21 protein-coding genes and 2 tRNA genes are annotated in these 26,356 nt (G+C 70.1%); 7 read left to right on the forward strand and 16 right to left on the reverse strand.

Annotation, left to right across the window (positions count from 1 at the left end):
• Window positions 1–12: 12 nt before the first annotated feature.
• The 9 genes from ABVN73_RS14535 to fliF all read right to left on the reverse strand — a co-directional run bounded on the left by ABVN73_RS14535 (window position 13) and on the right by fliF (window position 11,401).
• A complete protein-coding gene (locus tag ABVN73_RS14535; RefSeq protein ID WP_353860370.1) occupies window positions 13–2,064 on the reverse strand; it encodes a hypothetical protein in 2,052 nt (683 codons plus the stop codon).
• 7 nt (window positions 2,065–2,071) lie between these two features.
• Window positions 2,072–2,866, reverse strand: a complete 795-nt coding sequence (locus ABVN73_RS14540) for a MinD/ParA family protein (RefSeq protein ID WP_137141838.1) — start codon at window positions 2,864–2,866, stop codon at window positions 2,072–2,074.
• Window positions 2,863–3,924 (reverse strand): GTPase, encoded by a 1,062-nt coding sequence (locus tag ABVN73_RS14545; RefSeq protein ID WP_188260090.1) that lies wholly within the window; start codon window positions 3,922–3,924, stop codon window positions 2,863–2,865. Before ABVN73_RS14545 ends, ABVN73_RS14540 begins: the two co-directional genes overlap by 4 nt.
• Before the next feature lie 43 nt (window positions 3,925–3,967).
• Entirely contained in the window at window positions 3,968–6,130 is a 2,163-nt protein-coding gene (flhA, locus tag ABVN73_RS14550; RefSeq protein ID WP_353860371.1) for a flagellar biosynthesis protein FlhA, read from the reverse strand.
• Between the two features lie 35 nt (window positions 6,131–6,165).
• Window positions 6,166–7,704 (reverse strand): sigma-54 dependent transcriptional regulator, encoded by a 1,539-nt coding sequence (locus tag ABVN73_RS14555; protein WP_353860372.1) that lies wholly within the window; start codon window positions 7,702–7,704, stop codon window positions 6,166–6,168.
• A gap of 1 nt (window position 7,705) precedes the next feature.
• Complete coding sequence (locus ABVN73_RS14560; protein WP_114858039.1) at window positions 7,706–8,572, reverse strand: MotA/TolQ/ExbB proton channel family protein; 867 nt, start codon at window positions 8,570–8,572, stop codon at window positions 7,706–7,708.
• Entirely contained in the window at window positions 8,569–8,898 is a 330-nt protein-coding gene (fliN, locus tag ABVN73_RS14565; protein ID WP_014198330.1) for a flagellar motor switch protein FliN, read from the reverse strand. The genes ABVN73_RS14560 and fliN overlap by 4 nt, the downstream gene beginning before the upstream one ends.
• 63 nt (window positions 8,899–8,961) lie before the next feature.
• A complete protein-coding gene (locus tag ABVN73_RS14570; protein ID WP_353860373.1) occupies window positions 8,962–9,732 on the reverse strand; it encodes a FliH/SctL family protein in 771 nt (256 codons plus the stop codon).
• Window positions 9,733–9,736: 4 nt separating this feature from the next.
• Window positions 9,737–11,401 (reverse strand): flagellar basal-body MS-ring/collar protein FliF, encoded by a 1,665-nt coding sequence (gene fliF / locus ABVN73_RS14575; RefSeq protein WP_353860374.1) that lies wholly within the window; start codon window positions 11,399–11,401, stop codon window positions 9,737–9,739.
• Window positions 11,402–11,940: 539 nt separating this feature from the next.
• Between fliF and ABVN73_RS14580 the strand changes: the two genes are divergently transcribed.
• Window positions 11,941–12,465 carry a helix-turn-helix transcriptional regulator gene (locus ABVN73_RS14580; RefSeq protein WP_353860375.1) on the forward strand — a complete coding sequence of 175 codons (525 nt, stop codon included), beginning with the start codon at window positions 11,941–11,943 and terminating at the stop codon, window positions 12,463–12,465.
• A 276-nt stretch (window positions 12,466–12,741) separates the two neighbouring features.
• On the opposite strand, the gene ABVN73_RS14585 is transcribed toward ABVN73_RS14580, so the two are convergent.
• From ABVN73_RS14585 to ABVN73_RS14595, 3 genes are all read right to left on the reverse strand, one after another.
• A tRNA-Ala gene (locus ABVN73_RS14585) sits at window positions 12,742–12,817 on the reverse strand.
• 29 nt (window positions 12,818–12,846) lie between these two features.
• A tRNA-Leu gene (locus tag ABVN73_RS14590) sits at window positions 12,847–12,933 on the reverse strand.
• A 310-nt stretch (window positions 12,934–13,243) separates the two neighbouring features.
• Window positions 13,244–16,111, reverse strand: a complete 2,868-nt coding sequence (locus tag ABVN73_RS14595) for an ATP-binding protein (RefSeq protein WP_353860376.1) — start codon at window positions 16,109–16,111, stop codon at window positions 13,244–13,246.
• A 476-nt stretch (window positions 16,112–16,587) separates the two neighbouring features.
• On the opposite strand from ABVN73_RS14595, the gene ABVN73_RS14600 reads away from it, so the two are divergent.
• Window positions 16,588–16,776 carry a hypothetical protein gene (locus tag ABVN73_RS14600; RefSeq protein ID WP_353860377.1) on the forward strand — a complete coding sequence of 63 codons (189 nt, stop codon included), beginning with the start codon at window positions 16,588–16,590 and terminating at the stop codon, window positions 16,774–16,776.
• 117 nt (window positions 16,777–16,893) lie between these two features.
• The gene (locus ABVN73_RS14605) at window positions 16,894–17,376 is read left to right on the forward strand and encodes a MarR family transcriptional regulator (RefSeq protein ID WP_353860378.1); all 483 of its coding nucleotides are present in this window, start codon (window positions 16,894–16,896) and stop codon (window positions 17,374–17,376) included.
• Between the two features lie 328 nt (window positions 17,377–17,704).
• Here ABVN73_RS14605 and ABVN73_RS14610 read toward each other — a convergent pair whose 3' ends face one another.
• Both ABVN73_RS14610 and ABVN73_RS14615 read right to left on the reverse strand, forming a co-directional pair.
• Window positions 17,705–18,070, reverse strand: a complete 366-nt coding sequence (locus ABVN73_RS14610) for a hypothetical protein (RefSeq protein WP_353860379.1) — start codon at window positions 18,068–18,070, stop codon at window positions 17,705–17,707.
• Window positions 18,071–18,211: 141 nt separating this feature from the next.
• Window positions 18,212–19,816, reverse strand: a complete 1,605-nt coding sequence (locus tag ABVN73_RS14615; protein ID WP_353860380.1) for a L,D-transpeptidase family protein — start codon at window positions 19,814–19,816, stop codon at window positions 18,212–18,214.
• 352 nt (window positions 19,817–20,168) lie between these two features.
• Between ABVN73_RS14615 and ABVN73_RS14620 the strand changes: the two genes are divergently transcribed.
• Complete coding sequence (locus ABVN73_RS14620) at window positions 20,169–21,302, forward strand: D-alanyl-D-alanine carboxypeptidase family protein (protein ID WP_353860381.1); 1,134 nt, start codon at window positions 20,169–20,171, stop codon at window positions 21,300–21,302.
• Window positions 21,303–21,309: 7 nt separating this feature from the next.
• Here the strand turns inward: ABVN73_RS14620 and ABVN73_RS14625 are convergent, their stop codons facing one another.
• Window positions 21,310–21,618: an Rdx family protein gene (locus ABVN73_RS14625; RefSeq protein WP_353860382.1), complete on the reverse strand. Its 309-nt coding sequence runs from the start codon at window positions 21,616–21,618 to the stop codon at window positions 21,310–21,312.
• A 189-nt stretch (window positions 21,619–21,807) separates the two neighbouring features.
• Between ABVN73_RS14625 and ABVN73_RS14630 the strand changes: the two genes are divergently transcribed.
• From ABVN73_RS14630 to ABVN73_RS14640, 3 genes are all read left to right on the forward strand, one after another.
• A complete protein-coding gene (locus tag ABVN73_RS14630) occupies window positions 21,808–22,254 on the forward strand; it encodes a hypothetical protein (protein WP_353860383.1) in 447 nt (148 codons plus the stop codon).
• A 137-nt stretch (window positions 22,255–22,391) separates the two neighbouring features.
• A complete protein-coding gene (locus tag ABVN73_RS14635; RefSeq protein WP_353860384.1) occupies window positions 22,392–23,429 on the forward strand; it encodes an ABC transporter substrate-binding protein in 1,038 nt (345 codons plus the stop codon).
• A 19-nt stretch (window positions 23,430–23,448) separates the two neighbouring features.
• A complete protein-coding gene (locus ABVN73_RS14640) occupies window positions 23,449–25,176 on the forward strand; it encodes an iron ABC transporter permease (protein ID WP_353860385.1) in 1,728 nt (575 codons plus the stop codon).
• Between the two features lie 66 nt (window positions 25,177–25,242).
• Here the strand turns inward: ABVN73_RS14640 and ABVN73_RS14645 are convergent, their stop codons facing one another.
• A complete protein-coding gene (locus ABVN73_RS14645; RefSeq protein ID WP_353860386.1) occupies window positions 25,243–26,325 on the reverse strand; it encodes an ABC transporter ATP-binding protein in 1,083 nt (360 codons plus the stop codon).
• Window positions 26,326–26,356 lie beyond the last annotated feature (31 nt).

A 26,356-nucleotide genomic window follows, 5' to 3' on the forward strand; every position in this document is an offset into this window, starting at 1 on the left:
CGTCCAGGCTCGTCAGGCGGTGTAGCTGCTGCCGCCGGCCCCGACGCGGGTCAGCTTGACCCAGCATTTGGCGCCGGACTGGAAAGACAGGCCGCCGATGTAGCCCACCGCGCGGATGCTGTCCGCGAAAATCTGGATCAGGTCCAGGCGGATTTCCGGCGCCAGCGGGGTGTGGCTGCGCAGGATCAGGTCGAACCGGTTGGGCTGCACCAGCCCGTCGAGTTGCATCGGGCCGAGACGGCTGAGATCCAGGTCGAGCAGGAAACGGCTGCCCTTGTCGCCGGCCTTGCGGCCGGTTTTCCCCTCCTCGTCGGGCTGGATGGGGTGAACGTGCAGCTTCATGGGCAGCAGCCCGTTGGCGTCCATCATCGGCAGGGTGTAGGGGCGCCAGTCGCCCGGCAGGGGATCGCCGGCCTGCTGCTGAAGGCTGCGGAACTCGCGCTCCAACTGGGACAGCAGGCTTCCCTGCCCGGATTTCTCCAGGGCGGAGGCGGCGTCCTCCCCCAGCCAGCCGCGGGCGTCGCCGCCGCGGATCGCCGACAGGAAGAAGCTCAACGCGGCGCCGAGCTTGCGGTTCGGCTGCGGCATGACCGTGCCGATCAGCGCCTGGGCGGCGGAGCGGTCGACCCCGGCCAGGGTGGCCAGGAGCTGGCGCATGGCGGGCCAGTCGCGGTCGCTCAGCGGCCCCGGCTCCGCGGCGAGCGGGGGCGGCGCGGTCTGGAGCGCCTTGGCCGGATCAGTCACGACGGCGGTGACGGCGCTGCCCGGCGGCAGGCTCGCCTGGACGTTCAGCGCCAGCATGCCCTGCGGGGTGGCGAGGATCGGCTGGCCCTGCGGCGTGCTGCCGGCCACCGTGCCCTTCAGCACCGCCCCGTCTGTGGGCTCCGGACGGGGCGCGGAAGCGCCGGGGTCTGCGCCGGGCATCGCCGGCGATGCGGCCGGGGCGGCGGCGCGGGGAGAGCCGGTGGGCGGCTGCGGCGCGGCCGGCGGCGCGGAAGCCGGGTGAGCCGGCGCGCCGTCCTTGCGCGGCGGGGTGCCGGGATTCTGATCGTCCGCCGGCGGGAAGCCGTCGTCCGGCGGGGCGGTCTGCGGCTGGTCCGGCGGCGGGGTGACGGTCAGGATCTTCAGCGCGACGGTGCCGCCCTGGGTCAGGACGGGTTCCGTGGCGGGCTTCGCGGGGGCCGGCTTCGCGGGCGACGTTGGCTCCGTGAGGTCGCCGCCGGGATGCGCCGCGTCACCGCCCAATTCCACTGTGGCGTCGAGCATCGGCTTGCCGGGAGGCGGCGCCGACGCTCCCGACGGAGCGGGGGTGGGGGGAGCTTGCGGAAGAGCGGGGGCGGCGTTGGGCTGGCCGGCCGGTGCCGGAGCTTGGCCGCCGCCGTCCGTGGCGGAGAGCGGAGCGGGGGCCGCCGGTGTGGCGGTGGGCTGGCCGGGCAGGGGCGGAGCCGAACCGGGCGGAGCCGGGGGCTTCGGCGCCGCGGCGATGACCAGCGCCGGAACGATGCTGCCCGGCAGAAGCAGGGGAAGCGGCTGGCCCGCCGGTCCCACCGTCGGCGTGGACGGCGCCGGGCTGGGCAGGATCACCACCGGAGTCGCCGAGCCCTGGGGCCGTGCCGCGCCGGTCCGGTCGGGGATGATCGGCGCCGGTCCACCCGTTGCCGGCGCGGTCGGTGCCGTGGTTGGCGCCGTGGTCGGGGTGCCCTGGGTCAGCACCAGCACCTTCGCCGCGAGGCTTTGGGCGGGGGAGGCCGCGGGGTCGGTCGCCACCGCCTGCTCCAGCAGCACCTGCGCCGGGGTGATCTGAAGCGTCACCGGTTTGTCGGGGGGCAGCGGCGCCGGAGTCTGCACCAGCAGTTCGCCGGCCTGGGTGCGCACGCGCGTCAGGCCCTCCGGCGTGGTGCCGACGACGGTGCCGGTCAGCACCACCGGGCGGGCGATGTCCTGCAGACGCTCCGGCAGGGCTTTGACCGTGCCCTCGGCGACCGCCGCCGGGGCGGGCGCGGGGGTGGCCGCCGCGGGGGCGGCGGGCGTTCCGGCGACCGGGGGTGGAAGGGCGCCCCCCATCCCGGCCTTACTGGCCGTTGAGAAGCCGCTGGGCGATGGCCAGCACGTCCCGCGCGGCGTCGGAGGCGGGGGAGCGGGTCAGCAGCGGCGACTGGTTGCGGATGGCGTCGCGGACCTTCAGGTCGCGGCGGATGATCCCGGCCAGGGCGGGCTTGTACTTCAGGAAGTTCTGGCAGGCCTTCAGGATGGTGCCGTAGGTGCGCTCCCCGTCCTTCACGCTCTGCGCCATGTTGACCACGACGCGCAGGTCGGCGGTGGGGTTGGTGGCGTGGGTCAGCTTGATGAAGGCGTAGGCGTCGGTCAGCGAGGTCGGCTCGTCCGTCGTCACCACCAGCGTCGTCCCGGCGGGGCCGGACAGGGTGCGCACCGTGCGGTCCACGCCGGCGCCCATGTCCATGATGACGCAGTCGTAGCGGCGCGCCAGCTCCATCAGGTCGTTGCGCAGGCCGGACAGGCGCTGGCTCGGCAGCTGGGCGAGCGTCCCCGAGCCGGAGCGGCCGGCGATGATGTCGAAGCCGCCCTCGGTGTAGCGCTGGGCCGCGCGGCCCAGCGTCACGTCGCCGTTGATGACCGCGCCCAGATCGTTCTTCGGCTGGAAGCCGAGCTGGATGTCGACGTTGGCGAGGCCGAGGTCGCCGTCGAACAGCAGCGAGTTCTTGCCCATCTTGGTCAGCGCGTGGGCGAGTGTGATCGAGAACCACGTCTTGCCGACGCCGCCCTTTCCACTGGCCACGGCGATGACGTTGGCACCGCGCAGCGGGTGAACGTTCTTGAGGGCGGCCGGAAACACCGGATCGGTCATGGGATGGTCCTCGACGAAGAACGAACGGCTTTGGTCTTGGCGGGGGCCGCCGGCTTGGGCCGGCTGCGCGCCGCCTTGTCCTCGGCGGGCATCATCAGGCGGGCGAAGGCCACCGGGTTCAGCGGTGTCAGCCCCTCGGCCACCTTGGAGGAAACGCTGGCGTTGCAGAAGGCCATGCGCGAACGGTGCGCGGTGCCGAGCAGGCTGCCCAGCCGACGCGCCATGTCGAGACGGGTGATCAGCATCCGCCGCACGCCCAGCGCCTTGAAGGATTGGGCGATGTCGGCGGCTTCCATGGCGTCCAGCCCGGCGGGCAGCACGAGGATCGGCTCGGCCACCCCGGCGGACAGCAGGGCCTTGAGGTCGGCCATGTCTTCCCGGTTGTAGGGGTTGCGCCCGGCGGTGTCCACCAGGACGACGTCGGCGCCGCGGCTGACCTCGAACGCGCCCGCGAGCGCGTCGGGGTCCTCCACCGTCGCCAGTTTGATTTTCATCAGACGCGTGAAGGCGGCCAACTGTTCCATGCCGCCGGCGCGAACCGTGTCGGTGGTGATCACGCCGACCGAGCGTTTGCGGAACACCGCCTGGGCGGCCAGCTTGGCGACGATCAGCGTCTTGCCGCTGCCCGGCGGGCCGACCAGGATCAGCGGCTTGTTGCCGCCGCGCCGGTCCTGCAGCGGGCTGAAGGTGAACATGGAGTCGAGCGCGGCGCCCAGCGCCAGCGCGGGGTCGTCGGTGTCCAGACCGGCGGCGGCGTCGATCAACTGCTCGGCCAGCGCGGCGGGCACGCCGTGGCGGTGCAGCACGTCGGCCACCACCTCGCCCACGTCGATCTCCGGCTCCTCCTCGACCACCACCACGGGGCGGGCGGTCCGGGTCGGCTGGGCCGTGCGCGCCTGCGCCATCAGCAGATCGTCGTCCTCCACCGCCGCGGTCACGCGAACGCCGCCGCCGTCCTCCTCGCGCGTGGCGACGATGATGGCATCGTCGCCCAGCGTCTGGCGGACCATGCGCATGGCTTCGGACATGGACTTGGCGTGGAACGACTTCAGCCGCATCGGCCCGCTCCCCGCCCGTCACACTGGTTCGTCATGGCCTGCATCAGATCTGCCCCAGGGTCTTGATCCGCGCCTTGGGGTGGATCTCGTTCTGCGACATCACCACGGTGGCCGGCCGGAACCGCTCGACGATCGAGCGGACGAAGGGACGGATCAGGGGGCTGGTCAACAGGACGGGGGTCTCGCCCATCATGGCGTGTCGCTCGAAGGTTTGGCGGACCGAAGTGATGAATTGCTGAAGCCGGCTCGGCGCCATCGTCAGTTGCCGGTCGTCGCCATCGCCCACCAGCGATTCCGCGAACGCCTGCTCCCACTCGGGGGACAGGGTGACGAGCGGGATGACTCCCATCTCGTTGATGTTCGCGTCGCAGATCTGCCGCGCCAGGCGCGTGCGCACATGCTCGGTGATCTGCGTGATGCTGCGGGTCTGGCTTGCCGCTTCGGACACGCCCTCCAGAATGGTCGCAAGATCGCGTACCGACACCCGTTCTGCAAGCAGGTTCTGCAACACCCGTTGCAATCCGCCCACAGTGATCTGCGCCGGCACCACGTCGGCGATCAGCTTCTGGTGCTCCTTGTCCAGCTCGTCCAGCAGCTTCTGCGTCTCGGTGAAGGACAGCAGCTCGGGCATGTTGTCCTTGATCAGTTCGGTCAGGTGCGTGGTGATGACCGTGGACGGGTCGACCACCGTGTAGCCCTTGAACAGCGCCTCCTCGCGGTAGCCCGGCTCGATCCAGATGGCCGGCAGGCCGAAGGTGGGCTCCACCGTCTGTTCGCCGGGCAGGCTCATCGCCTCGCCGCGCGGGTCCATGACCAGAAGCATGTTCGGGCGGATGTCGCCGCGCCCCGCCTCGATCTCCTTGACGCGGATGATGTACGAGTTGGGCGGAAGCTGCAGGTTGTCCTGGATGCGCACGGCGGGCATGACGAACCCGACCTCGCCGGCGATCTGGCGGCGCAGGCCCTTGATCTGGTCGGTCAGCCGGTGGCTGCCCGCCTGCGGCTGGTTGATCAGCGACAGCAGGCCGTAGCCCAGCTCCAGCCGGATCAGGTCGATGGCCAGCGCCGTGGCGATCGGCTCGTCGGCCACCGGGGCGGCGCCGCCGCCCGGCCCGCCCATGCCGGCGGCCTCGGCGGCGGCGGCCTCCGCCTCCTCCGCCTCCTTCTTGGCGCGCATCTTCGGCAGATACCAGGCGGCGGCGCCGACGACGGCGATCACCGGCAGGAAGGGCAGCACCGGCATGCCCGGCATCAGGGCCAGCAGGGTCATGGCGCCCGCCGACAGGCCGAGCGCGCTGACATGGTTGGTGAGCTGGCCGACCACCGCCTTGTCGGTGGAACCGCCCGTGCCGGCCTTCGACACCAGGAAGCCGGCGGAGATGGAGATGACCAGCGCCGGAATCTGCGAGACGAGGCCGTCGCCGATGGTCAGCTTGGTGAAGGTGTCCAGCGCCTGCAGGATCGGCATGTCGTAGCGCAGGACCGCCAGCGACACGCCGCCGATGATGTTGATGAACATGATCATCAGGCCGGCGACGGCGTCGCCCTTCACGAACTTCGACGCACCGTCCATGGAGCCGAAGAAGGCGCTTTCGTCCTCCAGCTCCTTGCGCTTGGCGCGGGCGGTGGTCTCGTCGATCATGCCGGCGGACAGGTCGGCGTCGATGGCCATCTGCTTGCCGGGCATGGCGTCCAGGGTGAAGCGCGCCGCCACTTCGGCGATGCGGCCCGAACCGGCGGTGATCACCTTGAAGTTCACGATCGTCAGGATCGCGTAAACGATCACGCCGATGATGAAGTCGCCGCCCATGACGAAGCCGGCGAAGGCCTCGATCACATGGCCCGCCGCGGACGTTCCCTCATGCCCCTGCGTCAGGATCAGGCGGGTCGACGCCATGTTCAGCGACAGGCGCAGCAGCGTGGTGATGAGCAGGATGGTCGGGTAGGCCGACAGCTCCAGCGGCTTCTCGATGAACAGCACCACCATCAGGATCAGGACCGAGATGGTGACGTTGAGCCCGAGCATCACGTCGAGCAGCATCGGGGGCAGCGGCAGGATCAACCCGACGACGATCAGCATGATGCCGGCCGCCATCACGATGTCGCCGCGCTTCAGCGCTCCCTTGGCGACGGCCAACATGTCGGTCAGCGCGGCCATGTTGCCGCCGCCCGCTCGCGTCCCCGGATTGTGTTCGGTCAGTGCCATGCCGCCGCTCCTCCGCCTTTCCCCCGATCAGCGGATCAATAGGCCGCCCGTTCCTCGGCCCCCGGCGGCGGCACCGGCACGCCCTCCTCGCTGTACTGCTTCAGCTTGTTGCGCAGCGTGCGGATCGAGATGCCCAGGATGTTCGCCGCGTGGGTGCGGTTGCCCAGGCAGTGCGACAGCGTGCCGATGATCAGGTCGCGCTCGACCTCCGCCACCGTGCGGCCGACGAGGCCCTGGACGGCGGGGGCGCCGGACGCCGCTCCGGCGTTGCCGTAGGACGAGGCTCCGGCGTTGCCGTAGGCCGCGGCCCCCGCGGCGTGGCCCGTCGGCGGCGCGTAGGAGGTCGGGTAGCCGGGAGCCGGCTGGCCATAGCCGCGCGGCGCCTGCGGCACCGTGCCGCCCGGACCGGCGAAGGGGTTGGCGACCGGAGAGTTGGTCGGGATGGACGCCTGCGCCGACCCTTCCGGAGCGAGCAGCTGGCTGGTCAGCATGATCGAGTCCGGCCCCACCGTCTCCGACTTGGAGAGCAGCACGGCGCGGTGCATGGTGTTTTCCAGCTCGCGCACGTTGCCGCGCCAGTGGTGGGCGCGCAGCATCAATAGCGCGTCGTCCGACAGCCGCTTCTCGCCCAGCCCGTTGGCCTGCGCGTATTTCTTCAGGAAATGGTCGGCGATCATCGGGATGTCGGCCGGCCGCTCGCGCAGGGACGGGATGGCGACGCTGAACACGTTCAGCCGGAAATAGAGATCCTCGCGGAAGTTGCCGGCGCGGACCTCGTTTTCCAGGTTGCGGTTGGACGTGGCGATCAGACGGACGTTGACCTTGACCGGCTGCGACGAGCCGATGCGGTCGATCTCCTTCTCCTGGATGGCGCGCAGCAGCTTGGCCTGGAGCCGCGGGTGCATCTCCGACAGCTCGTCGAGCAGCAGGGTGCCGCCGTTGGCCTCCTCGAAGCGGCCCAGCCGGCGGGCGACGGCGCCGGTGAAGGCGCCCTTCTCATGGCCGAACAGCTCCGATTCCAGCAGGTTCTCCGGGATGGCCGCGCAATTCACCGCGACGAAGGGCGCGTCGGAGCGCCGGCTCTTGCGGTGGATGTAGCGGGCCATCAGCTCCTTGCCGGTGCCGCTCTCGCCGGTGATCAGGACGGAGGCGTCGCTGGGCGCCACCTGGTCCGCCAGCCGCAGGGTCGCCAGCATGGCCGGGTCCTGGCAGACGATGGCGTGGCTTTCCTCCGCCACCGCCTCCAGAACGGCGGCGATCAGCTCCGCGTCGGGGGGCAGGGGGATGTATTCCTTGGCGCCGGCGCGGATCGCCTTCACCGCCGCCGCGGCGTCGGTGCCGATGCCGCAGGCCACCACGGGAATGGTGATCCGTTCCGCCTTCAGGCTTTCGATGAAGGTCGCGATGTCGAGTTTGACGTCGATCATCACGAGGTCCGCCCCCGCCGCCGCGCGCAGGGCGTTCAGGGCGCCCTCGATGCTGTCGGTGTGGGACACCTTCGCCCCGCGCTGCATGGCGATCTTGCCAGCGGCGGTGATGTACCCTTCCAACGTTCCAACGATCAGCAGACGCATCTTACGCTCCCCTCGGCGAACCCCGGTCGGAGTCCCGGTCGAAGTACTGAATCCGCTTTCCAGGCGGAAGAACGGCGTTCAGGAGCATCTCCAGACGCCGCGGATTTTCCTGACGCGCGATGGATACCGCGCCGATGGTGTAGAGAGTCTTGACGAGCGCGTCCTCTTCCGCCGTCCGCTCCACCTTGGCGGCCAGCGGGGCGAGCGCGACGTTGCCCAGCACCGCCCCGTAGAAGGTGGTCAGCAGGGCCAGCGCCATCGCCGGGCCGATGCTCGACGGGTCGTTCAGGCTGCCCAGCATCTGGACGAGGCCGACCAGCGTGCCGATCAGCCCCATGGCCGGCGCCACCTCCGACGCGCGGCGCAGCACGCCGGCGCTCTTGACCTTGCCGGCGCCCGACGCCTCGACCTCGCCGATCAGCATCCGCTCGATGTCGTCGGGCGGCAGCCCCTCGGCCACCAGCGTGACGGAGCGGTGAAGGAAGGACTCGTGCTTCAGCTCCGGCAGGACGTTGCGCAGGGTCTCCGGCGCGCGCCGCGCCGCCTCGGCCAGCAGCAGCACCTGCCGGGCCACGCCGCGCGGGTCGCTGGTCCGGTGGATCAGCACCGCCCCGGCGTCGCGCCACGCGATGGCCACGTCGGACAGCGAGAAGGAGGCGGTGGTGACCGCCAGCGTGCCGCCCAGCACGATGATGAGCGACGGCGGGTCGACGAAGGCGCGCAAACTGCCGCCCGACGCCATGGCGACGAAGATGACCACGGCGGCGGCCGCCAGACCGACCAGCGTGGCCATGTCCACCCCGCCGCGCGGCCGGGCCGAACGCCCACCCCGGCGGGACGATTCGGCGCTGTCTCGTGTGAGGCTCATCCGCGGTCCGACTTGATGATTTCGGTCATGGTGATGCCCAGCCGGTCCTCCACCACGACGACCTCGCCGCGGGCGACCAGACGGTTGTTCACGTAGATGTCGATGGCCTCGCCGACCTTGCGGTCCAGCTCCACCACCGCGCCGCGCCCGAGCTTGAGCAGCTGGCTGACCTGCATGGTCGATTTGCCGAGCACGGCGGAGATCTGGACGGGGATGTCATAGACCGCTTCCAGATCCTTGGCCGGGCCCAGGCCGGTCTCATACTCCGCAATGTCGCTGCGGCCGCCGCCGTCCAACTCGTCGAGGGAGAAGCTGTCCTTGGCCATCGAAGTCTCCAGAAGCCCTTAGAACCTTAAAAAATCCTGTGCGCCGTCCGACCCGCGGGGAATTCAGCCCGGCGGCGCCTCCAGCAGGCCGGCCATCCGCCGTTCGATCTGGGCGAGCAGGCCGGCGGTGTCGCGCTCCACCCCGCCTTCGGCCCACTCGATCCGGCAGCTTCCCGGCGCGAGGCCGGAATCGCCCACCACCATCAGCTTCGCGCCGAAACCGCGGGCCGCGATCACCTGATCCAGATGCTCGCGCACCGCGTCCACCGTGTCGTCGGCGACGCGCACCACCAGGCGCGGCTCGTCGATCAGATCGGTCAGGCAGGCGCGCACCAGCCCTTCCACCTCCATCAGCCCGCCGCGCCGCGCCAGTTCCGGCATCAGCTTGCGGACGATGGCCATCGCGATGTGCACCGGCTGGTCGGCCCGCTGGGCGCTGGTGGCGTAATGCTCGTTCAGCAGATGCTGCACGCCGTTGCCGACGGCTTCCAGCGCGTTGGCGATCCGCGCCTGCACCGTGGCCTCGATCTCGACGCGGGCCTGCTCGTAGCCGTCCTTGCGGCCGGCGTTGTTGCCGTCGACGAAGCCCTTTCCGTAGCCCGTCGACTTGCCGGCGGTCTCGCCCTCGGCGTAGCCGGCGGCGCGGGCGGCGGCCAGATCGGCTTCGCCGAACACCGGGGGCGGCGGCTCGGGCGGCAGCTCCGGCTCCGGTTCGGGCTCCGGTTCCGGCAGGGGGATGTTGTCGAAATAGTCGTCGTCGGCCTGGAGCTGCCGGCGTGGCGGCGCGTCCACGTCGAAGGACTCGTCGAACAGGAATTTGCGGACCGAACTCATCGCGTCAGCTCTCCTGATACAGCCAGTTGCGCAGGATCGACACCGCTTCCTCCGGGTGCTTCTCCACGATCTCGCCCACCTTGCGCAGCGAGGAGGCGCGAACGCGGCCTTCGACGCGGTTGATGTCGATCATCTGCTCCAGCTCCTCGTCGGCCTGCGCCGCTTCGAGGGCGAGGTCCTGGGCCAGCGCGCCGGTCGGCGCGGCCAGCGCGGCGGGCATGCCGCTCTGGTCGGCCAGCAGCCGGTCCATGTCGTCCTCCTCCTGCTGGTCGGCCTTCTCGAAGGCGCGGGTGATCAGCGGGCGGATGACCAGCAGGATGATCAGCACGGCGACGATGCCCAGCACGACCATCTCGGCGATGCGGAACAGGTCGTCCTTGGTCATGCCGAGGAACAGCTCCTCCGGCTTCTGGACGTCGTCCTCCGGCGACCAGAAGCGCATGTTGATGACTTCCAGCGTGTCGCCGCGCACGGCGTCGAGGCCGACGGCGGAGCGGACGAGCGCCTTGATGCTCTCCAGCTCCTGCTCCGACCGCGGCTGGTAGGCCGCCGGGTTGCCGTCCTTGGGCAGGCTGTAGGTGCCGTCGACCAGCACCGCGACCGACAGGCGGCGCACCTGCCCGGTTTCGCGGACATGGTTCTTGGTGGTCCGGCTGATCTCGTAGTTGATCGTCTCTTCGCTGCGGTTCTGCTTGTTCTGCGAGATCGGCCCGGCGTTGTTGCCCGACTGCGCGGTCGGCAGGTTCTGGTCCACGGTGACCGGCGACAGCGGGTCGCGGTCGTGGCTCTCGTTCGCCTCCGTCACCGTCTGGGTGGAGCGGACGACTTGGCTTTCCGGATCGAAGATTTCCGACTGGGTGGTGATGCGGTCGAAGTCGAGGTCGGCCGAGACCTCCGCCCGCACCTTGCCGTAGCCGACGGTGCGGCCCAGCAGATCCTCGATGATGCGGGCGACGCGGCTCTCGTAGGCGACCTTCTTCTCCTCCGCCGAGGCCAGCATGGCGTCCGCGCTGTCGTTGCCGGTGCCGCGGGCGAGCAGGGTGCCCTTGTCGTCGACGATGGAGATCCGGCTGGGGTCGAGGTTCGGCACCGAGGCGGCGATCAGGTGCTGGATCGCCTGGATGTTCTCGCGCGACAGCTGGGCGCCGGGGCGCAGCTTTATGAAGATGCTGGCCGTCGCCGGATTCTGCTGGCGGGCGAACAGCTCGCGCTTGGGCAGAACCAGATGGACGCGGGCGCTCTGCACCCCGTTCAGCGTCTGCACCGTGCGCGCCATCTCGCCTTCCAGGGCGCGCAGATGGTTGATGTTCTGCATGAAGCTGGTGGCGCCGAAGCCTTCGCCCTTGTCGAACAGCTCGTAGCCGATGGAGCCGCCCGACGGCAGGCCGGCGGCGGCCATCCGCATGCGGGTCGGCCCGACCTGCTCGGCGGCGACCATGATCTTCGTGCCGGTCTTGTCCACCGTGAATGGGACCTTGGCCTCCTCCAGCTTCTTGGCGATGGCCGCGGCTTCGGTGGGCTGGAGTTCGGCGTAGAGAAGCTCCATCTCCGGGGTGGAGAGGCGCGTCATCAGATAGACGAAGAATCCGATCAGGAGCAGGCCGACGCCGCCGATGGCGGCCAGGCGCGCGGGACCCAGATTGCGCAAGGTCTGCAGAAAGTTGTTCACGCGCTAGTCCCCGATCGAATGCCCCGGTGATCTCCGGGAAGTTCTTGATTTCGCAGACGCAAAATAAGGAATTTGCAAAAACCGCGCCGGTCCTTGCCTCAAGCGCGCATGCTGGGCCGTCTTGATGAAGAGAGCGTTAATTCATGGGCAGAAATTGCCCAGTGCCCGGCAAAATGTGCCTACCGATGCGCGCCGGCAACGCTCCTTTGCCGACCAGCGGGCGAGAAGTGGAGCGGCCTCTCTCCGTAAAGGCGCGGCATTTCGATTGTTTCCGAGGTAAGCAATTAAAAATTACCTCGAAAGAAAGAATGATCTGCGCGCATATACCCCTTCTCTTTCTAGGGTTTGTTTGGACGTAGGTAGTAAATATCGCAGCGGTGGTTGACTTTCCGACTTCGAAGTCATAGCTGAGTTGCAATGGTCGCTTGTCCGATACCAAAAAGATCGTGGCACAAGCACGTCGGAATCTTTCCAACGCAAAACCGAATGTTGCTTCGCGCGACATGGAGCTTTGCCACCGTTGCCGATGGGGGAATGCCGTGAAAAGACGCGGACGTGAGAAGAAGGAAGGCCTCAACGAGGTCGATGTGTTTGTTGGGCAGCGCCTGCGCGAGTTGCGCATGCTCGCCGGCTTGAGCCAGAGCGACGTTGCGTCGGCTCTGGGCCTGACCTTCCAGCAGCTTCAGAAGTACGAGCGCGGTTTCAACCGGGTTTCGGCCAGCCGGCTGTTCAAGCTGGCGCAATTCTTCCGGGTCCCGGTGTCCGTCTTCTTCGAGGGGCTGGAGGAACGCCACGCCGCGCAGGAGGCGGGAACCGTCAGCCCGCAGACGGAGGAGTCGGAGGGCACGCTGCGCTCCCGCGAGGCGCTGATGCTCGCCCGCTATTTCCAGAACATCCGCGATCCGGAGATCCGCGGGGCGATCCGGGAACTGGCCGAACGCTGCGCCGACCAGACCGACGGCGCCGGCGACCCGGCCCTCGGCGAGGATGTGGGGGTCGTCGATCCTCCCGCCGCGCGGGGTCGCCGCGGTCGTGGTGCCGGCCACAGCGTCGGGCAGGCGTGAGGCACGGGCGGGGTGGCCGGGGGGGCTTGGCTCCACGCGGCTCACCCTCCCGGTTCAAAAGGTTGCCGGTTCGAAAGGCCGCCGGTTTAAGGGGCCGCCGGTTTAAGGGCATGACCGGCCCCGCCATCGATGGCGGGGCATGGCGGACCGCAGCGTCTTGCCGCCTCGATCCCCCAGGGAGGCGTCCGGGCGCGCGGGCCGGCGCGCCGAGACCGGCCGCAGCGCCGGGGCCAAAAGGAAAAAGCCAGCAACCCGTCGGGGTTGCTGGCTTCATGATGGTGGAGCCAAGGAGGATCGAACTCCTGACCTCTACAATGCCATTGTAGCGCTCTCCCAGCTGAGCTATGGCCCCACTTATGATCAGACCAACACAAGAAGTGTTGGTGCGCTTGGAGGGACTCGAACCCCCACGGCCTTTCAGCCACTAGGACCTGAACCTAGCGCGTCTACCAATTCCGCCACAAGCGCATCGTCTGCTCTTTGTCCCGCATCCCTTGGGGCGACGCGGGAGCGCTGATATAGCCGTGCCGACGGCGGCGCTCAAGCGAAATCTTCCGAGGCGCTCATTTTTTCGGGGGAGGGCGCTTCCTTCCTTCGGCGCACCCCGGACACGCCGGACGCTACGCCTTTCACCCTTTCGCGCGGCGTAGGTCCCGTCGCTATGTTCAGTGTGCCCCAAGGGCGTGTGCCTCCCTGTTTTGCACCTCAAGGGCCCGCCGTCCGATCGGACGGCGGGCCGCTTTCTTTCCCGGGTGGCCCGAAACCGCCGCGGGACCTTCTACAGGGGAAGGCGCTCGCCCTCGGTGCCGGTCGCGGCCGCCGTCTTCGCCCGCTTCGCCATGGCGCGGTCCAGGACGCGCCGGAGCTGGCGCGGCGTCACCGGCTTGCGGATCACCTCCAGCCCGTGCGCGGCGGCGTCCATCTCGCATTCCGGGCCGGCCTCTCCGGTCAGGATCACGGCGGGCACGTCCCATCCGGCCATGGCGCGGACGCGCACCACCGCTTCCGTCCCGACGCGCTCCTCGCGCAGGCGGTAATCGACCAGCATCACGTCGGGCATGCGCCCGTCCGTCTTGATCTTCGCCACCGCCTCGTCGGTGGAGCCGGCGATCACCACCTCGTAGCCCCATTCGCGGAACATGTCGCGCAGCCCCAGCAGGACGATGGCGTCGTCGTCCACCAGCAGGGCGCGCGGGGCTTCGCCGCCGCCGGTGAAGGCGGAGGCGATCACGGGCGGCGGGGCCGGGACCGTCTCCATCGCAGCCACGGGCACGGTGATGGCGAAGACGGACCCCCGCTCCGGCTGGGATTTCACCTCCACGGGATGATCGAGGATCGCCGACAGCCGCTGCACGATGGCGAGGCCGAGGCCGAGGCCGCGCGCCCGGTCGCGCTCCGGGTTGTTGAGCTGGTGGAACTCCGCGAAGATCCGGGTCAACTGGTCGGACGGGATGCCGATCCCGGTGTCGCTGACCTCGATCCGCACCCGGTCGCCCGGCGCTCCATTGCCCTGCGTCTGGACGGCGATCTGCACCGCCCCGCGCTCGGTGTACTTGACGGCGTTCTCCAGCAGGTTGCGCACCATCCGGCCCAGCAGCACGCGATCGCTGAGCACGGTCGCCGCATGGCTCTGCACGATGCGGAAGGCCAGGTTCTTGCTCTCCAGGATCGGCGCGTAGGAGGCGGCGATCTCGTCCAGCAGGCTGTTCAGGGGGAAGGGCTCCACGCGCGGATCGACCGCCCCGGCGTCCAGCCGCGACACGTCCAGCAGGCTGTCCAGCAGGCCCTTCAGCGTGTCCAGGCCGCGCTCCAGCATTTCAAGGCTGCGCTGCCCCTGCTCGTCGCGGATGAAGCGGTGCAGGATGCCGGTGAACAGGAACATGGACTGCATCGGCTGGCGCAGGTCGTGGCTGGCCGCGGCGAGGAACTTCGACTTGGCGCGGTTGGCCTCGTCGGCCTCCTCCTTGGCGCGCTGCAGCGCCAATTCCATCGCCTTGCGCTCCCCGACGTCGCGCAGCGTGCAGATCGCCAGGGTCACCCGCCCATCGGGCCCCCGGACCGGCGTGGCGCTGACCGACAGGGTCATGGCGGTGCCGTCGGGCCGGGTGTAGGGCACGTCCTCCTGCTCCACCGTCTCGCCGTTCCGCAGGGCGCGGGACAGCGGGCCGAGTCCATCGCCGAATCCGCCATCACCGAATCCGCCATCACCATCGGGGCCGATGGGGGCGAGCGGCGGGCCGCCGAGCAGGCGGAGCGCCGTGTCGTTCACCTTGACGATCCGCCCGCTCGGCGCCTCCGCGACCAGCAGCCCCGAGGGCAGATGGTCCAGGATGGCCGTCAGCAGGCCGCGCTCCTCCTGAAGCTGCCGGGTCAGGAGCGTCCGCTCGTCCTCCAGGCGCCGGCGCTCCGTGGCGTCCCGGAAGTAAAGGGCCAAGCCCTTGCGCGACGGGAAGGCGCGCACGGCGAACCAGACGCCGCTGCGCGGCCCCCGCGTCTCGAACTCCACCGCTTCCCGCTGCTCCATCGCCTCCTGCAGGGTCCGTCCGGACTCGCCGGCCATCAGCTCCGCGAAGGCCTGCCGTCCGTTCCGTCCCACGGCGTTTCCGGACCCGGACAGCAGGGAGCGGGCCCGTTCGTTGACGAAGACGACCCGCCAGGACCGGTCGAGTTCAGCCACGGCGTCCGTCGTGCTCTCCAGGACCGAGGCTTTTTCGACCACCGTCTCCAGCATCCGTTCGCGCACCCGCAGGAACTGACGCATGCCCCAGGCGGCCCCCAGGCAGGTGAGCAGGAGCACCCCGCCGAACAGCGCCAGCGAAGAGGCCATGGCGTCCTGGACCGGGCGCATCGCCGCGTCGCGGTCGATCCCGATGCCGATCATCGATTCGCCGCTGCCGGTCTCCAGGGGGGCGGAGACCACCATCCGTTCCACCCCGTCGGTCTCGAAGACGGCCACCGACCGTGTCCCCCGCGCCGCCCGCATGGCCTGGAGCATGGCGGTGGGCAGGGGCTGCCCGATGGCCTCGGGCGCTTCCGGCAGGCGCGCCACCGCGTGACCCTGGCGGTCGGCGATCACCATCTCCATGCCCGGCGGCAGGGCACGGCGGCCCAGATTCTCCTCCAGCCAGCTGGCGTCGAGAAGCACCGTCACCACGCCGCCCGACGTGCCGTCGGGCGACGGGTAGGCCAGCCGGAAGGGCAGGATGGGGCGCTGGTTGGGGTAGCGCAGCCCATACTCGCCCATCGTCAGGGCGCCGCTGGCCAGCGCGTTCTGGAAGGTGCGGATGCCGCCGAGATCGACGCCCAGCGAGACCGGATCGGTCGCGCACCACACGCGGCCGGCGCGGTCGGCCACCTCCACCGACAGATAGGCGGGATAGCGGGTGCGCAGCCGGTCCATGGTCTGCTGGCAGGACGGCGACCCCGCCTGCGGCACGCCCGATTCGACGATCGTGGCGAGCACCTGCCGTGCTTCCGCGGCGATGCGCTGCTGCTCGGCGTCCAGCAGATCGAGAAGGCGCAGGGTGTCGTTGCGCACCTCATTCTCCCGATCCTGCCGCAGGCTGTGCTGCGTCATGAACTGAAGCGTCGCGAGCGGCACCACGGCGGCCACGATCAAGAGAAACAGACGCAGATAATGGGGCATCGCCAAGGAAATCTGGTGAAGGAGGTCGGCCGTCCTTGCGCCCGAACGGGCCGAACCGTCGCAAGTGGCAACCGGAACAGGATTGTCGGTGGTGGATGTTCTCCAAACTCCACAGGGCGTTCATGCCACATGGGGGCGCAGATGCAACGATTAACGGGTCAGATAACTCCATTTTGCGTCCATATCGGCGCACGTCCCGGTGGCCGCCGGATCACGGCGTGCCACCATCCGACGGAGGAAAGGCCGCCACGGCCGCCGACGCGGCGGTCGTGTCCGCGCCCGTCGCTTCTCCCAAAGCCACCCGTTTCCACCATCTCGCGTGCGCGGCATGCGCCGCGGTCACGGCGGGCGTAACCGTTCCGAGCAAACCAGGGTCCCGTTCGCAACGAATCATTTTCATGGCGCCGCTCGCATTCCCGTAATATTTCTCAATTGTAATTGGAGCCCCGCCACCGTCTTTCCCGCGCGAGCCGACCATGTCGTGGAGCCGCAATCCCTCCTACCAAGCCATCATCCTGCTGCGCCGGCACAGCCGGGAGTGCCGCGGGCTGGAAACGCGCGAGTATCTGGTCGCCGTGGAGCGCCGTATGGTCCAGCTCATTGATCTGGAGCGGCGCGAGACGTGCGAAGCCGTCGCATCGCCGGTCCGTCAGGCGGCGGAGTGACCTCGACTTTTGTCATATTTCAGAACGGTAATGTCGTAAGGCGCTCCTGAAACACAACCGACACAGATCGGTGCTAAAGGCCAAAGTGTCGTTCATTGACACGAGGCCACCGCGTTCATGGCTCTCCCGACCGAAATGGCCGGCACCGATACTGCCGACGGCAGGGAGGGTTGCGACGTCGCCCTTTGCACCGTGCCCACCGAATCCATCCACAGCCGCATCCGGCGCGTGCACCAGCGCGCCACCGCCATGCTGAGCGAGGCTCTGGCCGCCTTCAACCTGACGGCGCCGCAATGGGCGGCGCTGGCGGCCCTGCACCAGCACGGGCCGATGTCGCAGATCGACCTGGGGCGCAGCATCGCGATGGACCCCGCCACCATGCAGGGGGTGGTGGTGCGCTTGATCGACCGCGGCTACCTCCTGCGCAGCCCCGACAGTCTGGACCGCCGCCGCAACCTCGTCCGACTGGCCGACAGCGGGCGCCGGGTGGTGGAGGCGGCCGGGCCGGCCATTGCCCAGGCGGAGGCCGAACTGACCGGGCGACTGTCCGCGGAGGAGCGGACCCGGCTGGCCGAGTTGCTGGCCCGCCTGTGCGCGTGAGCCCCGCCGGTTCGCCAACGGGCGCGCCGCAACGGTGGGTGGGGCCGATGGACCGGGTTAGCCCGAGTTATGCACATTCGTCTGAACGGCGTCCTTGACTCTGCGAATGTTGCTTTTTTGTTTTTCCAGACGGGTCGGGAACCGTTGAAACCCGCAAAAGTCGGGCAATTCCGCCTTTTCAGCGGTGCCTGAAATTTAGGCAACTTGGTCAAGGTCGCGGATTCACGGCCATGCTCACAGGTTGCTCCCGGATTCGCTCACAGAGTTACCCACAGCTTCTGGGGATATCCCGATATTGCGGATAGAGTTGCCCGCGTCGGCCTCCGGTTCAACCGACCACCCGCCATTGGCCGTCCGGGTCGAGGCAGGCGGTTCCGACGAGCGTCGCGGGGCGTCCGCCGACGACGCCGGGCATCCGGAAATCACGGCAGGAGCGCCCGCCGGGGCCGAGATAGGTGGGGGAGGTCTGGGTGGCCAACGGCACCGCCGGCAGCGGCTGGGGAACCGGCACATAGACCACGGGGGGTGGCGGAACATAGAGGGGCGGCGGAAAGCCGAAGGCCAGCGGCAGCGAGACGCTGAAGCCGAAGAAGTTCCCCCCATGCCAGCCGCCGGCGGAGGCCGGGGCCGGGGCAAGCAGCAAGGTGGGCAGGAGCAAGGCGCACAGCCGCGCCGAAGCCGGGAAGGGGATCATTGGGCACCTCCGCCGCGGCGCGGGACGGGGCGCCGCCCTAGGCCGGTCAGATGGACACGAAAAGTAAGATGGGCACGAAAAAGGCGCCGTCGAGACGGCGCCTTTTCCACGTTCGGCATTGCGTGCTCCTGCGCGGCGGCGTCACATCGCCGTGCGGACGGCCTCCGCCCCGTTGCGCGTGTCGGCGGCGCGGGCCGGGGTGGCCGTGGAGGACGACTGGGCGGGCGCCGGAGCCGGCTGCGGCGCGGCGGCCGGGGTCGGGCGGACGGGCTTCGGCTCCACCCGGCGGGGGGCCGAGACGGTGCCGGCGGCGGCCGGGGCCTGGGTGGCCGAGGCCGGAGCGGACGGGCTGGACGGCACGTCGTCGTAGATGCCCGGATGCACGCGCACCGTGCCGTCGCTCTCGACCGTGGAGGTCCAGTAGACGAAGCGGACCGGCACGGCGTTGGGCAGGGAGACCGTCTTGGTTTTGCCGCTGTCGAGCTGGCGCTCGATCGCCGCGGAGTCGAGCTTGGCGGGGCGCAGCAGCGTCTCCGCGACCATCCGCGCGTCGGCCAGCCGCACGCAGCCGGAGCTGGCGGCGCGCAGGTCGCGCTCGAACAGGCGCGGGTCGTTGGTGCCGTGCAGGAAGATGCCGTCGCCGTTGGTCAGGTTGAAGCGGAAGCGGCCGAGGGCGTTGTCGTCGCCGGGCTTCTGGACGATGCGGATGCGCTCCGGCGTCACCTGCCACCAGTTGATGCTTTCCGGCACCACCTCGACCCCGTCCAGATAGACGACGGCGTCCTTGATGCCGGTGTTGCCCTTCTTGCGCAGCACCGGCAGCTTGTCCTCGACCAGCACGGTCGGCGGCACGGTCCAGGTCGGGTTGATCGTCACGCTGGTGACGCGGTCCTGGAGCAGCGGGGTCTGGCGCGACGGGCGGCCGACCACGGCGCGCATGGTGAAGTTCAGCTTGCCGCGCTCGATGTACGACACGGTCTGGCTGGGCAGGTTGACCAGGATCACCGTGTCCGGAACCGACGCCTGGAAGGCGCGCATCGACGCGGTGGCGCCGCGCATCAGCTTGGCGGCCTCCTTCGTGGTGCGGTCGAGCGCCTGACGCGTCACCTCGCCGACCTTGCCGTCCTGCATCAGCCCCTCGGAGAGCTGGAAGGCGCGGACGGCGGTTTCGAGGTTGTCGTCGAAGGTCTCCGTCCACTGCTCCTTGTCCAGGAAGCCCAGCTCGATCAGCCGGGTGGACAGGCGGCCGACGCGGTCGGCGGCACGCGCCCGCACCTGGATGGTCAGGGCCGGGGGCGGGGGCAGAACCTCCACCACCGTGCCGGGGGTCGCCGTCCCGCTGAGCGCGTGGCCGGGGGTCGCCGACGGATCGGCCTGCGGGATCGGTTCGGCGGGCGGGGTCACGACGACCGTCGGCGCCGTCCCGGCGGCGGGGGCGGTGCCCTCCGGCACGTCGGACGGGCGGACGGGGCCGGGTGCGACCACGTCGACCATGCCGCCGTCGCCCTTCTTCAGGACGGAACCGTAGCCCACGCGCGTCTGCTGCACCCGGGGCATGGCCTCCAGTTCGGCGGCGCGCTGGTCGATCCGCGCGATCCAGGTTCCCACGACATCCCGGCCCGTTGAGGTGCCCGAAGCGGTGGACGGCGCGGCCTGCGCGGGCAGGGCGAGCAGCCCGGCGAGGAGGCACGCGGCGACCCTCGCTCCGAGGGCGGGCCGGGCGCAGGTGCGAATGGTCGTCAGCATAATCGAAGCATCCCACGCGGCGATGAACAGACGGCTAACGAAAGGCCCTGTCCATACGTGAGGTCGCACGGACGACACGCGGGAACCAGCGCCCTTTCGGCATAAGACATCTGACGCCCGCGGCGGCGCGGCACAAGTGACATCGCGCCCGATGATGCTTCTGTGCCACAATGTGCACAGCAGAGTTGCCGCTGCGACACAGGCAATGGCATCGACGGCTACCAGCAGATTGGTAAATGGCGCCGCTCACGCCGGAACCGCAAAATCACACAAGGCGCCAGAGATTCGACACATTTTTTGTTAACCGCTTTCAGGGTACAGGAGGCGACCATCTCTCCATCCGGTCGCCATCATGCCGCGTTCGCCGTACGGTTTCGTCCTGCCGTTGCTTCTGTCCCTGGCCGTCGCCACGCCCGTCGCCGTCAACCCTGCGGACGCCCTCGCCAAGGCGGCCCAGGAGACGGTGCACAAGCAAGCGCCCAAGCCCGCCGCCAAGACGGCCGCTAAGGCTGCGCCCCAGAAGGCCGCAGCGTCCAAGACAACGGCGAAGCCCGCCGCGGTCCGGACCGCGCACAAGGCCGCCGTCCACAAGTCGGCCACCCAGAAGGCTTCTTTGCGCAAGGCCGCCGCGCACCGCACGGGCAAGGCGCGCCGGGCGGGCCGCGTCGCCGCCGGGGCCGCCGCCGGCACCGTGGCGGGCGCCGCCGTCTTCCGCCCGGTCCACGCCTATGTGCTGATGGACGCGCAGTCGGGCCGGGTGCTCGATTCGGAGAACGCCGACACGCTGACCTACCCGGCGTCGCTGACCAAGATGATGACCCTGCTCCTGACCTTCGAGGCGCTGGAGCGGGGCACGCTGCGGCTGGACCAGGAACTGCCGGTGTCGCGCCACGCCACCAACCAGAAGCCGTCGCGCCTCAACCTCGCCGTCGGCTCGACCATCCGGGTGGAGGACGCGATTCTCGCCCTGACCGTGAAGTCGGCCAACGACGTCGCCGTCGTGCTGGCGGAGGCGCTGGGCGGCAGCGAGGAGCAGTTCGCCGAGATGATGACGGCGAAGGCGCAGGCCCTGGGCATGACCAGCACCACCTTCCGCAACGCCTCCGGCCTGCCGCACAAGGAGCAGCGCACCACCGCCCGCGACATGGCCCGCCTGTCGCGCGCCATCGTGTCCCGCCCGGCGCGGGAATACGCCTATTTCTCGCGCACGCGCTTCGACTGGAACGGCACGGTGGTCCCCGGCCACAACCGGCTGCTCGGCCGCGTCGAAGGCTACGACGGCATCAAGACGGGCTTCATCAACCTCAGCGGCTTCAACCTCGCCGGCAGCGCCAGCCGCAACGGCCAGCGTCTGGTCGCCGTCGTGCTGGGCGGCACCACCGCCGCCGCCCGCGACCGCGAGGTCGCCGAGCTGCTGGAGCAGGGCTTCGGTTCCGCGCCGGCCAAGCAGACGGTGGCCGTCACCGACGTGAAAGCCGTCCGCTGACCGTTTCTCAGGAGTCCGCCGGCCGCTTGCGGTCGGCGTGACCCAGGGGCTTGTCCGGGGCGACGTGGTCGCGCACCCGCTGTTTCAGTTCGGTGATGTCGGGGAAGCGGCCCTCCGCCTTGCGCGACCAGACCACCGCCGCGCCGTGCCGCACCTCGAAGATGCCCCCCGTGCCGGGCATCAGGGTGATGCCGCCCAGCTCGTCTTCGAACGTGGTCAGAAGCTCCTGCGCCATCCAGGCGGCGCGCAGCATCCAGCGGCACTGGCGGCAATACTCGATCTGAAGGATGGCCCGGTCGGGGGCTTCGCTGGTCACGGTCCGCGCTCCTGTCGCTTTGGCTGTCGTCCGTAAGGGTGCTGTCGAACGGCTTGTCTTCCAAGCCCTTCGCGCGACTCCGTTCGAAGAAGGGGCGTTCGGGCATCCCCACAGAGCGGTATCGCCAAAGACGCTTTGCCTCGCAGCCCTCTCCGGCGCTTTGCTGGGGACGGACCAACGAGGTGGAGCATGCCGGTACACACCGCGAAGCGCTTGTGGCGCCAGGAAACGGGCTGCGGATTCTGCATGCGGTCGGAAACCGGTTCCCTGTGGTGCCGTGGCCTGTGCCGCGACATCTCCCTGGCCGAGTTGGTGCACCGCGTCCACGCGGTCCGCGACAACGCCATGCGGCTTGAGGTCTCCACCCTGCTGGTGACGAAGCCGGCGCCTCTGCACGCCGTGCCCGACGACAAGAACGCCCCCGCCGCCCGCGCCGCCCAGCTCCGCGGTGCTTCGGTGGACAGCATGGTCCGCAGCCTGCATCGCCTGCGCAAGAGCGCCAACGCCGTGGCGCGCTCCGCCGACCGGCTGGAGGCCACCCGCAACGCTCTGGGCCTCTGCAAGGAGGAAACGGCGTCCTCCGCCCCTCCTTCCCCTGGGCGTCCCCTTTCCCTGTGCCGCCCCAATCGGGTATGACGCTGAAGACCGTCCGGAACGGCCACCGTCACGCGGCTGTCATGGTTCTGGCGTAAACAAGGGCCTTCGTTCGCATACCGGGGCACTCCAGTGGGGCTTCGGACCGGCGGAGACGACCAGAGAGGGAAACGGGAGACATGAAGGCCAAGCGCACACACCTCGCCGCGGCGTTCGCCGCCATCGGAACGACCATCGCCGCCGCCGCCGGCGCGCTTCTGCTGGCCTTGCCCGCCCACGCCGCCCAGCCCGCCGCCGGCCAGCCGGCCGGCAAGCTCGTCCTTTACACCTCGCAGCTCGAAGCCGACGCGAAGCAGACGGTGGACGCCTTCAAGGCCAAGAACCCCGGCGTCGAGGTCGAGTGGGTCCGCAGCGGCACGACCGAGCTGATGAACAAGCTCCGCGCCGAGATCGCCGCGGGCAGCCCGCAGGCCGACCTGCTGCTGATCGCCGACGCGGTGACCATGGAGTCGCTGAAGGCGGAGAAGCGCCTGCTGGCCTACAAGGACGCGCCGGTGCAGGGCTACCGCCCCGGCACCCACGATCCGGACGGCACCTGGTTCGCCACCAAGCTGATCACCACCGGCATCGCGTACAACACGGCGGCGCCGATGAAGCCCTCCTCCTGGCTCGACCTGCTGAAGCCGGAGGCCAAGGGCACCACCGTGATGCCCAGCCCGCTCTATTCCGGCGCCGCCGCCATCCACATGGCCGCCGTGAAGGAGCAGCCGGACCTCGGCATGGCCTTCTACGAGAAGCTCCAGGCCAACGGCACCACCGCGGCCAAGGGCAACGGCGGCATCCTGAAATCGGTGGCCAGCGGCGAGAAGCTGTACGGCGTCATCGTCGACTACCTGCCCATCCGCGAGCAGGCCAAGGGGGCGCCCGTCGCCTTCGTCTTCCCCAAGGAGGGCGTCAGCGCGGTGACCGAGCCGGTCGCCATCCTGAACACCAGCAAGAATCCCGACGCCGCCAAGGCCTTCATCGCCTTCCTGCTGAGCAAGGAGGGCCAGGAGCTGGCCTCCCGCCAGGGCTTCCTGCCGGCGCTGCCGGGGGTGGCGCCGCCGGCCGGTTTCCCGGACACCTCCTTCATCTCGCTGATGCCCTATGACCCGGCCAAGGCGCTGAAGGACGACGAGGCCAACAAGAAGGACTTCGCCGACCTGTTCGGCGGCTGAGCCCATCCGGCGGATAAAAATGAGTCTGGCAACACTCAACGACCGGCGGCCTTTCCACGCCGCCGGTCGTTTTTCCGTTTCCGGGGCGCCGCTGCTGTTCGCGCTGGCCGGGCTGATCGTCCTGCTGCCGATCCTGCGGCTGGTGTGGGAGGTTGCCGGGCCGATGGCGGCGGGCGACCTGACGGCGATGAGCCGCGTTCTGACGTCCAAGATGACGTGGCGCGCCACCGGGAACAGCGTCGCCATCGCGGCGGGTGCCACGGTCGTCGCGGCGGCGCTGGGCGTGCCCTTCGCGCTGCTCTGCGGCCTGACCGACCTCAGGGGAAAGACGGCGCTGGCCTTCTGCCTGATCCTGCCGCTGATGATCCCGGCGCAGATCGTCGCCTTGTCGTGGATCCACCTCGCCGGGTCGGGAAGCCCGCTGCTGAAGCCGCTGGGCCTCGCCCCGGCGCCGGGCACGCCGAACCCCGTCTATTCCTCCGCCGGGATGATCCTGGTGATGGGGATCGAGCACGCGCCGCTGGTCTTCCTGGCGTTGCGCGCCGCGCTGCGCGCCGTGCCGCGCGATCTGGTCGAGGCGGCGCAGGCGGCGGGCGCGCGGCGCGGGCGGGTGCTGCGCACCATCGTCCTGCCGCTCAGCCTGCCGGGGCTGGCCGCCGGGCTGGCCCTGTCCTTCGTCGCGGCGCTGGGCAATTTCGGGGTTCCGGCGCTGCTCGGCATCCCGGCGGGGATTCCGGTGTTGCCGACGCTGATCTACCGGCGTCTGGCCGGGTTCGGCCCGTCGGTCCTGCCGGAGGTGGCGGTGCTGGCCGTGCTGATCGGCGCCATCGCCTGCGTCGGCATCGCCGCGCAGATGGCGCTCCAGGCGCGGGTGGACGCGCGGGTGATCGGCGGTTCGGCGCCCGCGGCGGTGCTTCGGCTGGGCCGGGCGCGGCGCCCGCTGGAACTCCTCTGCTGGACCGTGGTGGCGCTGATCCTGGCGGCGCCGCTGGCGGCGCTGGCCTCGACCAGCCTGATCCGCGTCTACGGCCTGCCGCTGGGGCCGGAGACGGCGACGCTGGCGCATTACGCGACGGTGCTGGGGCTCGATCAGGTGGGGCGGGCCTTCACCAACTCCTTCGTCCTGTCGGGGGCGGCGGCGCTGCTGCTGGTCCTGCTGGCGATCCCGCTGGCCCACGCGATGGCCGGGCCGGGAAGGGGCGGGCGGCTGGTCCGGGCCGTCGGCGTGCTGATCGAGTTGCCGCACGCGGTGCCCGGCGTGGTGCTGGCCATCGGCTGCATCCTGGTCTTCCTGAAGCCGCTGCCGCTGCTCAGCATCAGCCTTTACGGCACGCTGGGGATCATCCTGGCGGCCTATCTGGCGCGCTTCCTGTCGCTGGCCCTGCGCCCGGCCCAGGCCGCCTGCGCCGCGCTGGACCCGGCGATGGAGGAGGCGGCGCGCGCCTGCGGCGCCGGCCCGCTGCGCCGCCTGCGCACCATCGTGGCGCCGCTGGTCGCCCCCGCGGCGGCGGCGGGCGGGGTGCTGGTGTTCCTGACCGCCTTCAACGAGCTGACCGTGTCGATCCTGCTGTGGTCGCAGGGGCGGGAGACGCTGGGCGTCGTCGTCTACGCGCTGGAGGAGGGCGGCAGCCCGACGCTCGCCGCCGCGCTCAGCGTTGTGACCATCGCGGTGGTGGTGGCGGTGCTGCTGGCGGTCGGCTGGCTGGGGCGGCGGCTGCCGGCGGGGATCATTCCCTGGCGGGGGTGAGTCGTTCCTGAGACGGGCCCCCACCCAACCCTCCCCCGCTTCGCAGGGGAGGGCTTTTCTCCTCCCTCACACCCCCTCCGGCACCACCCAGCCGTCGCGCACCGCGAGGCGCAGCGCTTCGCCCGGCGCGACCTGCGCGTCCCCGGATACCCGCAACAGCAGGCGCACGCCCGGTGCCGCCTGCGGTTCGGCCTCCACCAGCACGAAGCCGCCCTTGTAGGCGGCCCGCACCACCGTCGCGGCGATGGGGCCGTCCGCGGCCGGCTCCAGATCCTCGGGCCGCAGGCAGACCAGCGCCGGCCCCTCCGGCTGGCCGAGGCGGCAGCGGACCAGCGCTTCCGTGCCGAACAGGCGCACCCGCGCGCGGCCGTCGGCGACCGGACCCGTCACCACGCCGTCCACCACCGCGCCCTGGCCGACGAAGCCGGCGACCATGCGCGTGGCCGGCTCCCGGTAGAGCGTGCGGGGCGCCGCCACCTGGGCCAGCCGCCCGTGGTCGAGCACGGCGATGCGCGTCGCCAGGGCCATCGCCTCCGCCTGATCGTGGGTGACGTAGACCATGGTGGCGCCGGTCTTGGCGTGGAAGTCGGCGAACTCCTCCTCCATCGCCGCGCGCAGATGCACGTCGAGGTTGGCGAGCGGCTCGTCCAGCAGAACCAGCTCCGGACTCATCACGAGGCAGCGGGCCAGGGCGACGCGCTGCCTCTGGCCGCCCGACAGCTCGGCGGGGTGGCGCGCGTCGAAGCCCGACAGCCCCACCGTGTCGAGCGCGGCGCGCACCCGCTGCTCCCGCTCCGCGCGGGGAACACGGGCGGTCTCCAACGGGTAGGCGACGTTGCCGGCCACCGTCATGTGCGGCCACAGGGCGTAGGACTGGAAGACGAGGCCGATCCGCCGCTCCTCCGGCGGGACGTGGGTGCCGGGGCCGGACAGCGTGCGCCCGCCGACCGTGATGCGCCCGCCGTCCAGCCGCTCGAAGCCGGCGACCATGCGCAGCAGCGTGCTTTTCCCGCAGCCCGACGGGCCGAGCAGGGCGAGGAACTCGCCCGCCGCCACGTCGATGGTCACGCCGTCCACCGCGGGGGCCGGCGTCCCGGCATAGTGGCGGGAGGCGTCGTCGATCAGGAGAGCAGGCGTCTGAGTGGTCATGGCACCGGAAGTCGCGCTATTCAGGAAGGCG

This window comes from Azospirillum formosense (genome assembly GCF_040500525.1).
In the GTDB taxonomy this organism is placed as follows: Bacteria; Pseudomonadota; Alphaproteobacteria; order Azospirillales; family Azospirillaceae; genus Azospirillum; species Azospirillum formosense_A.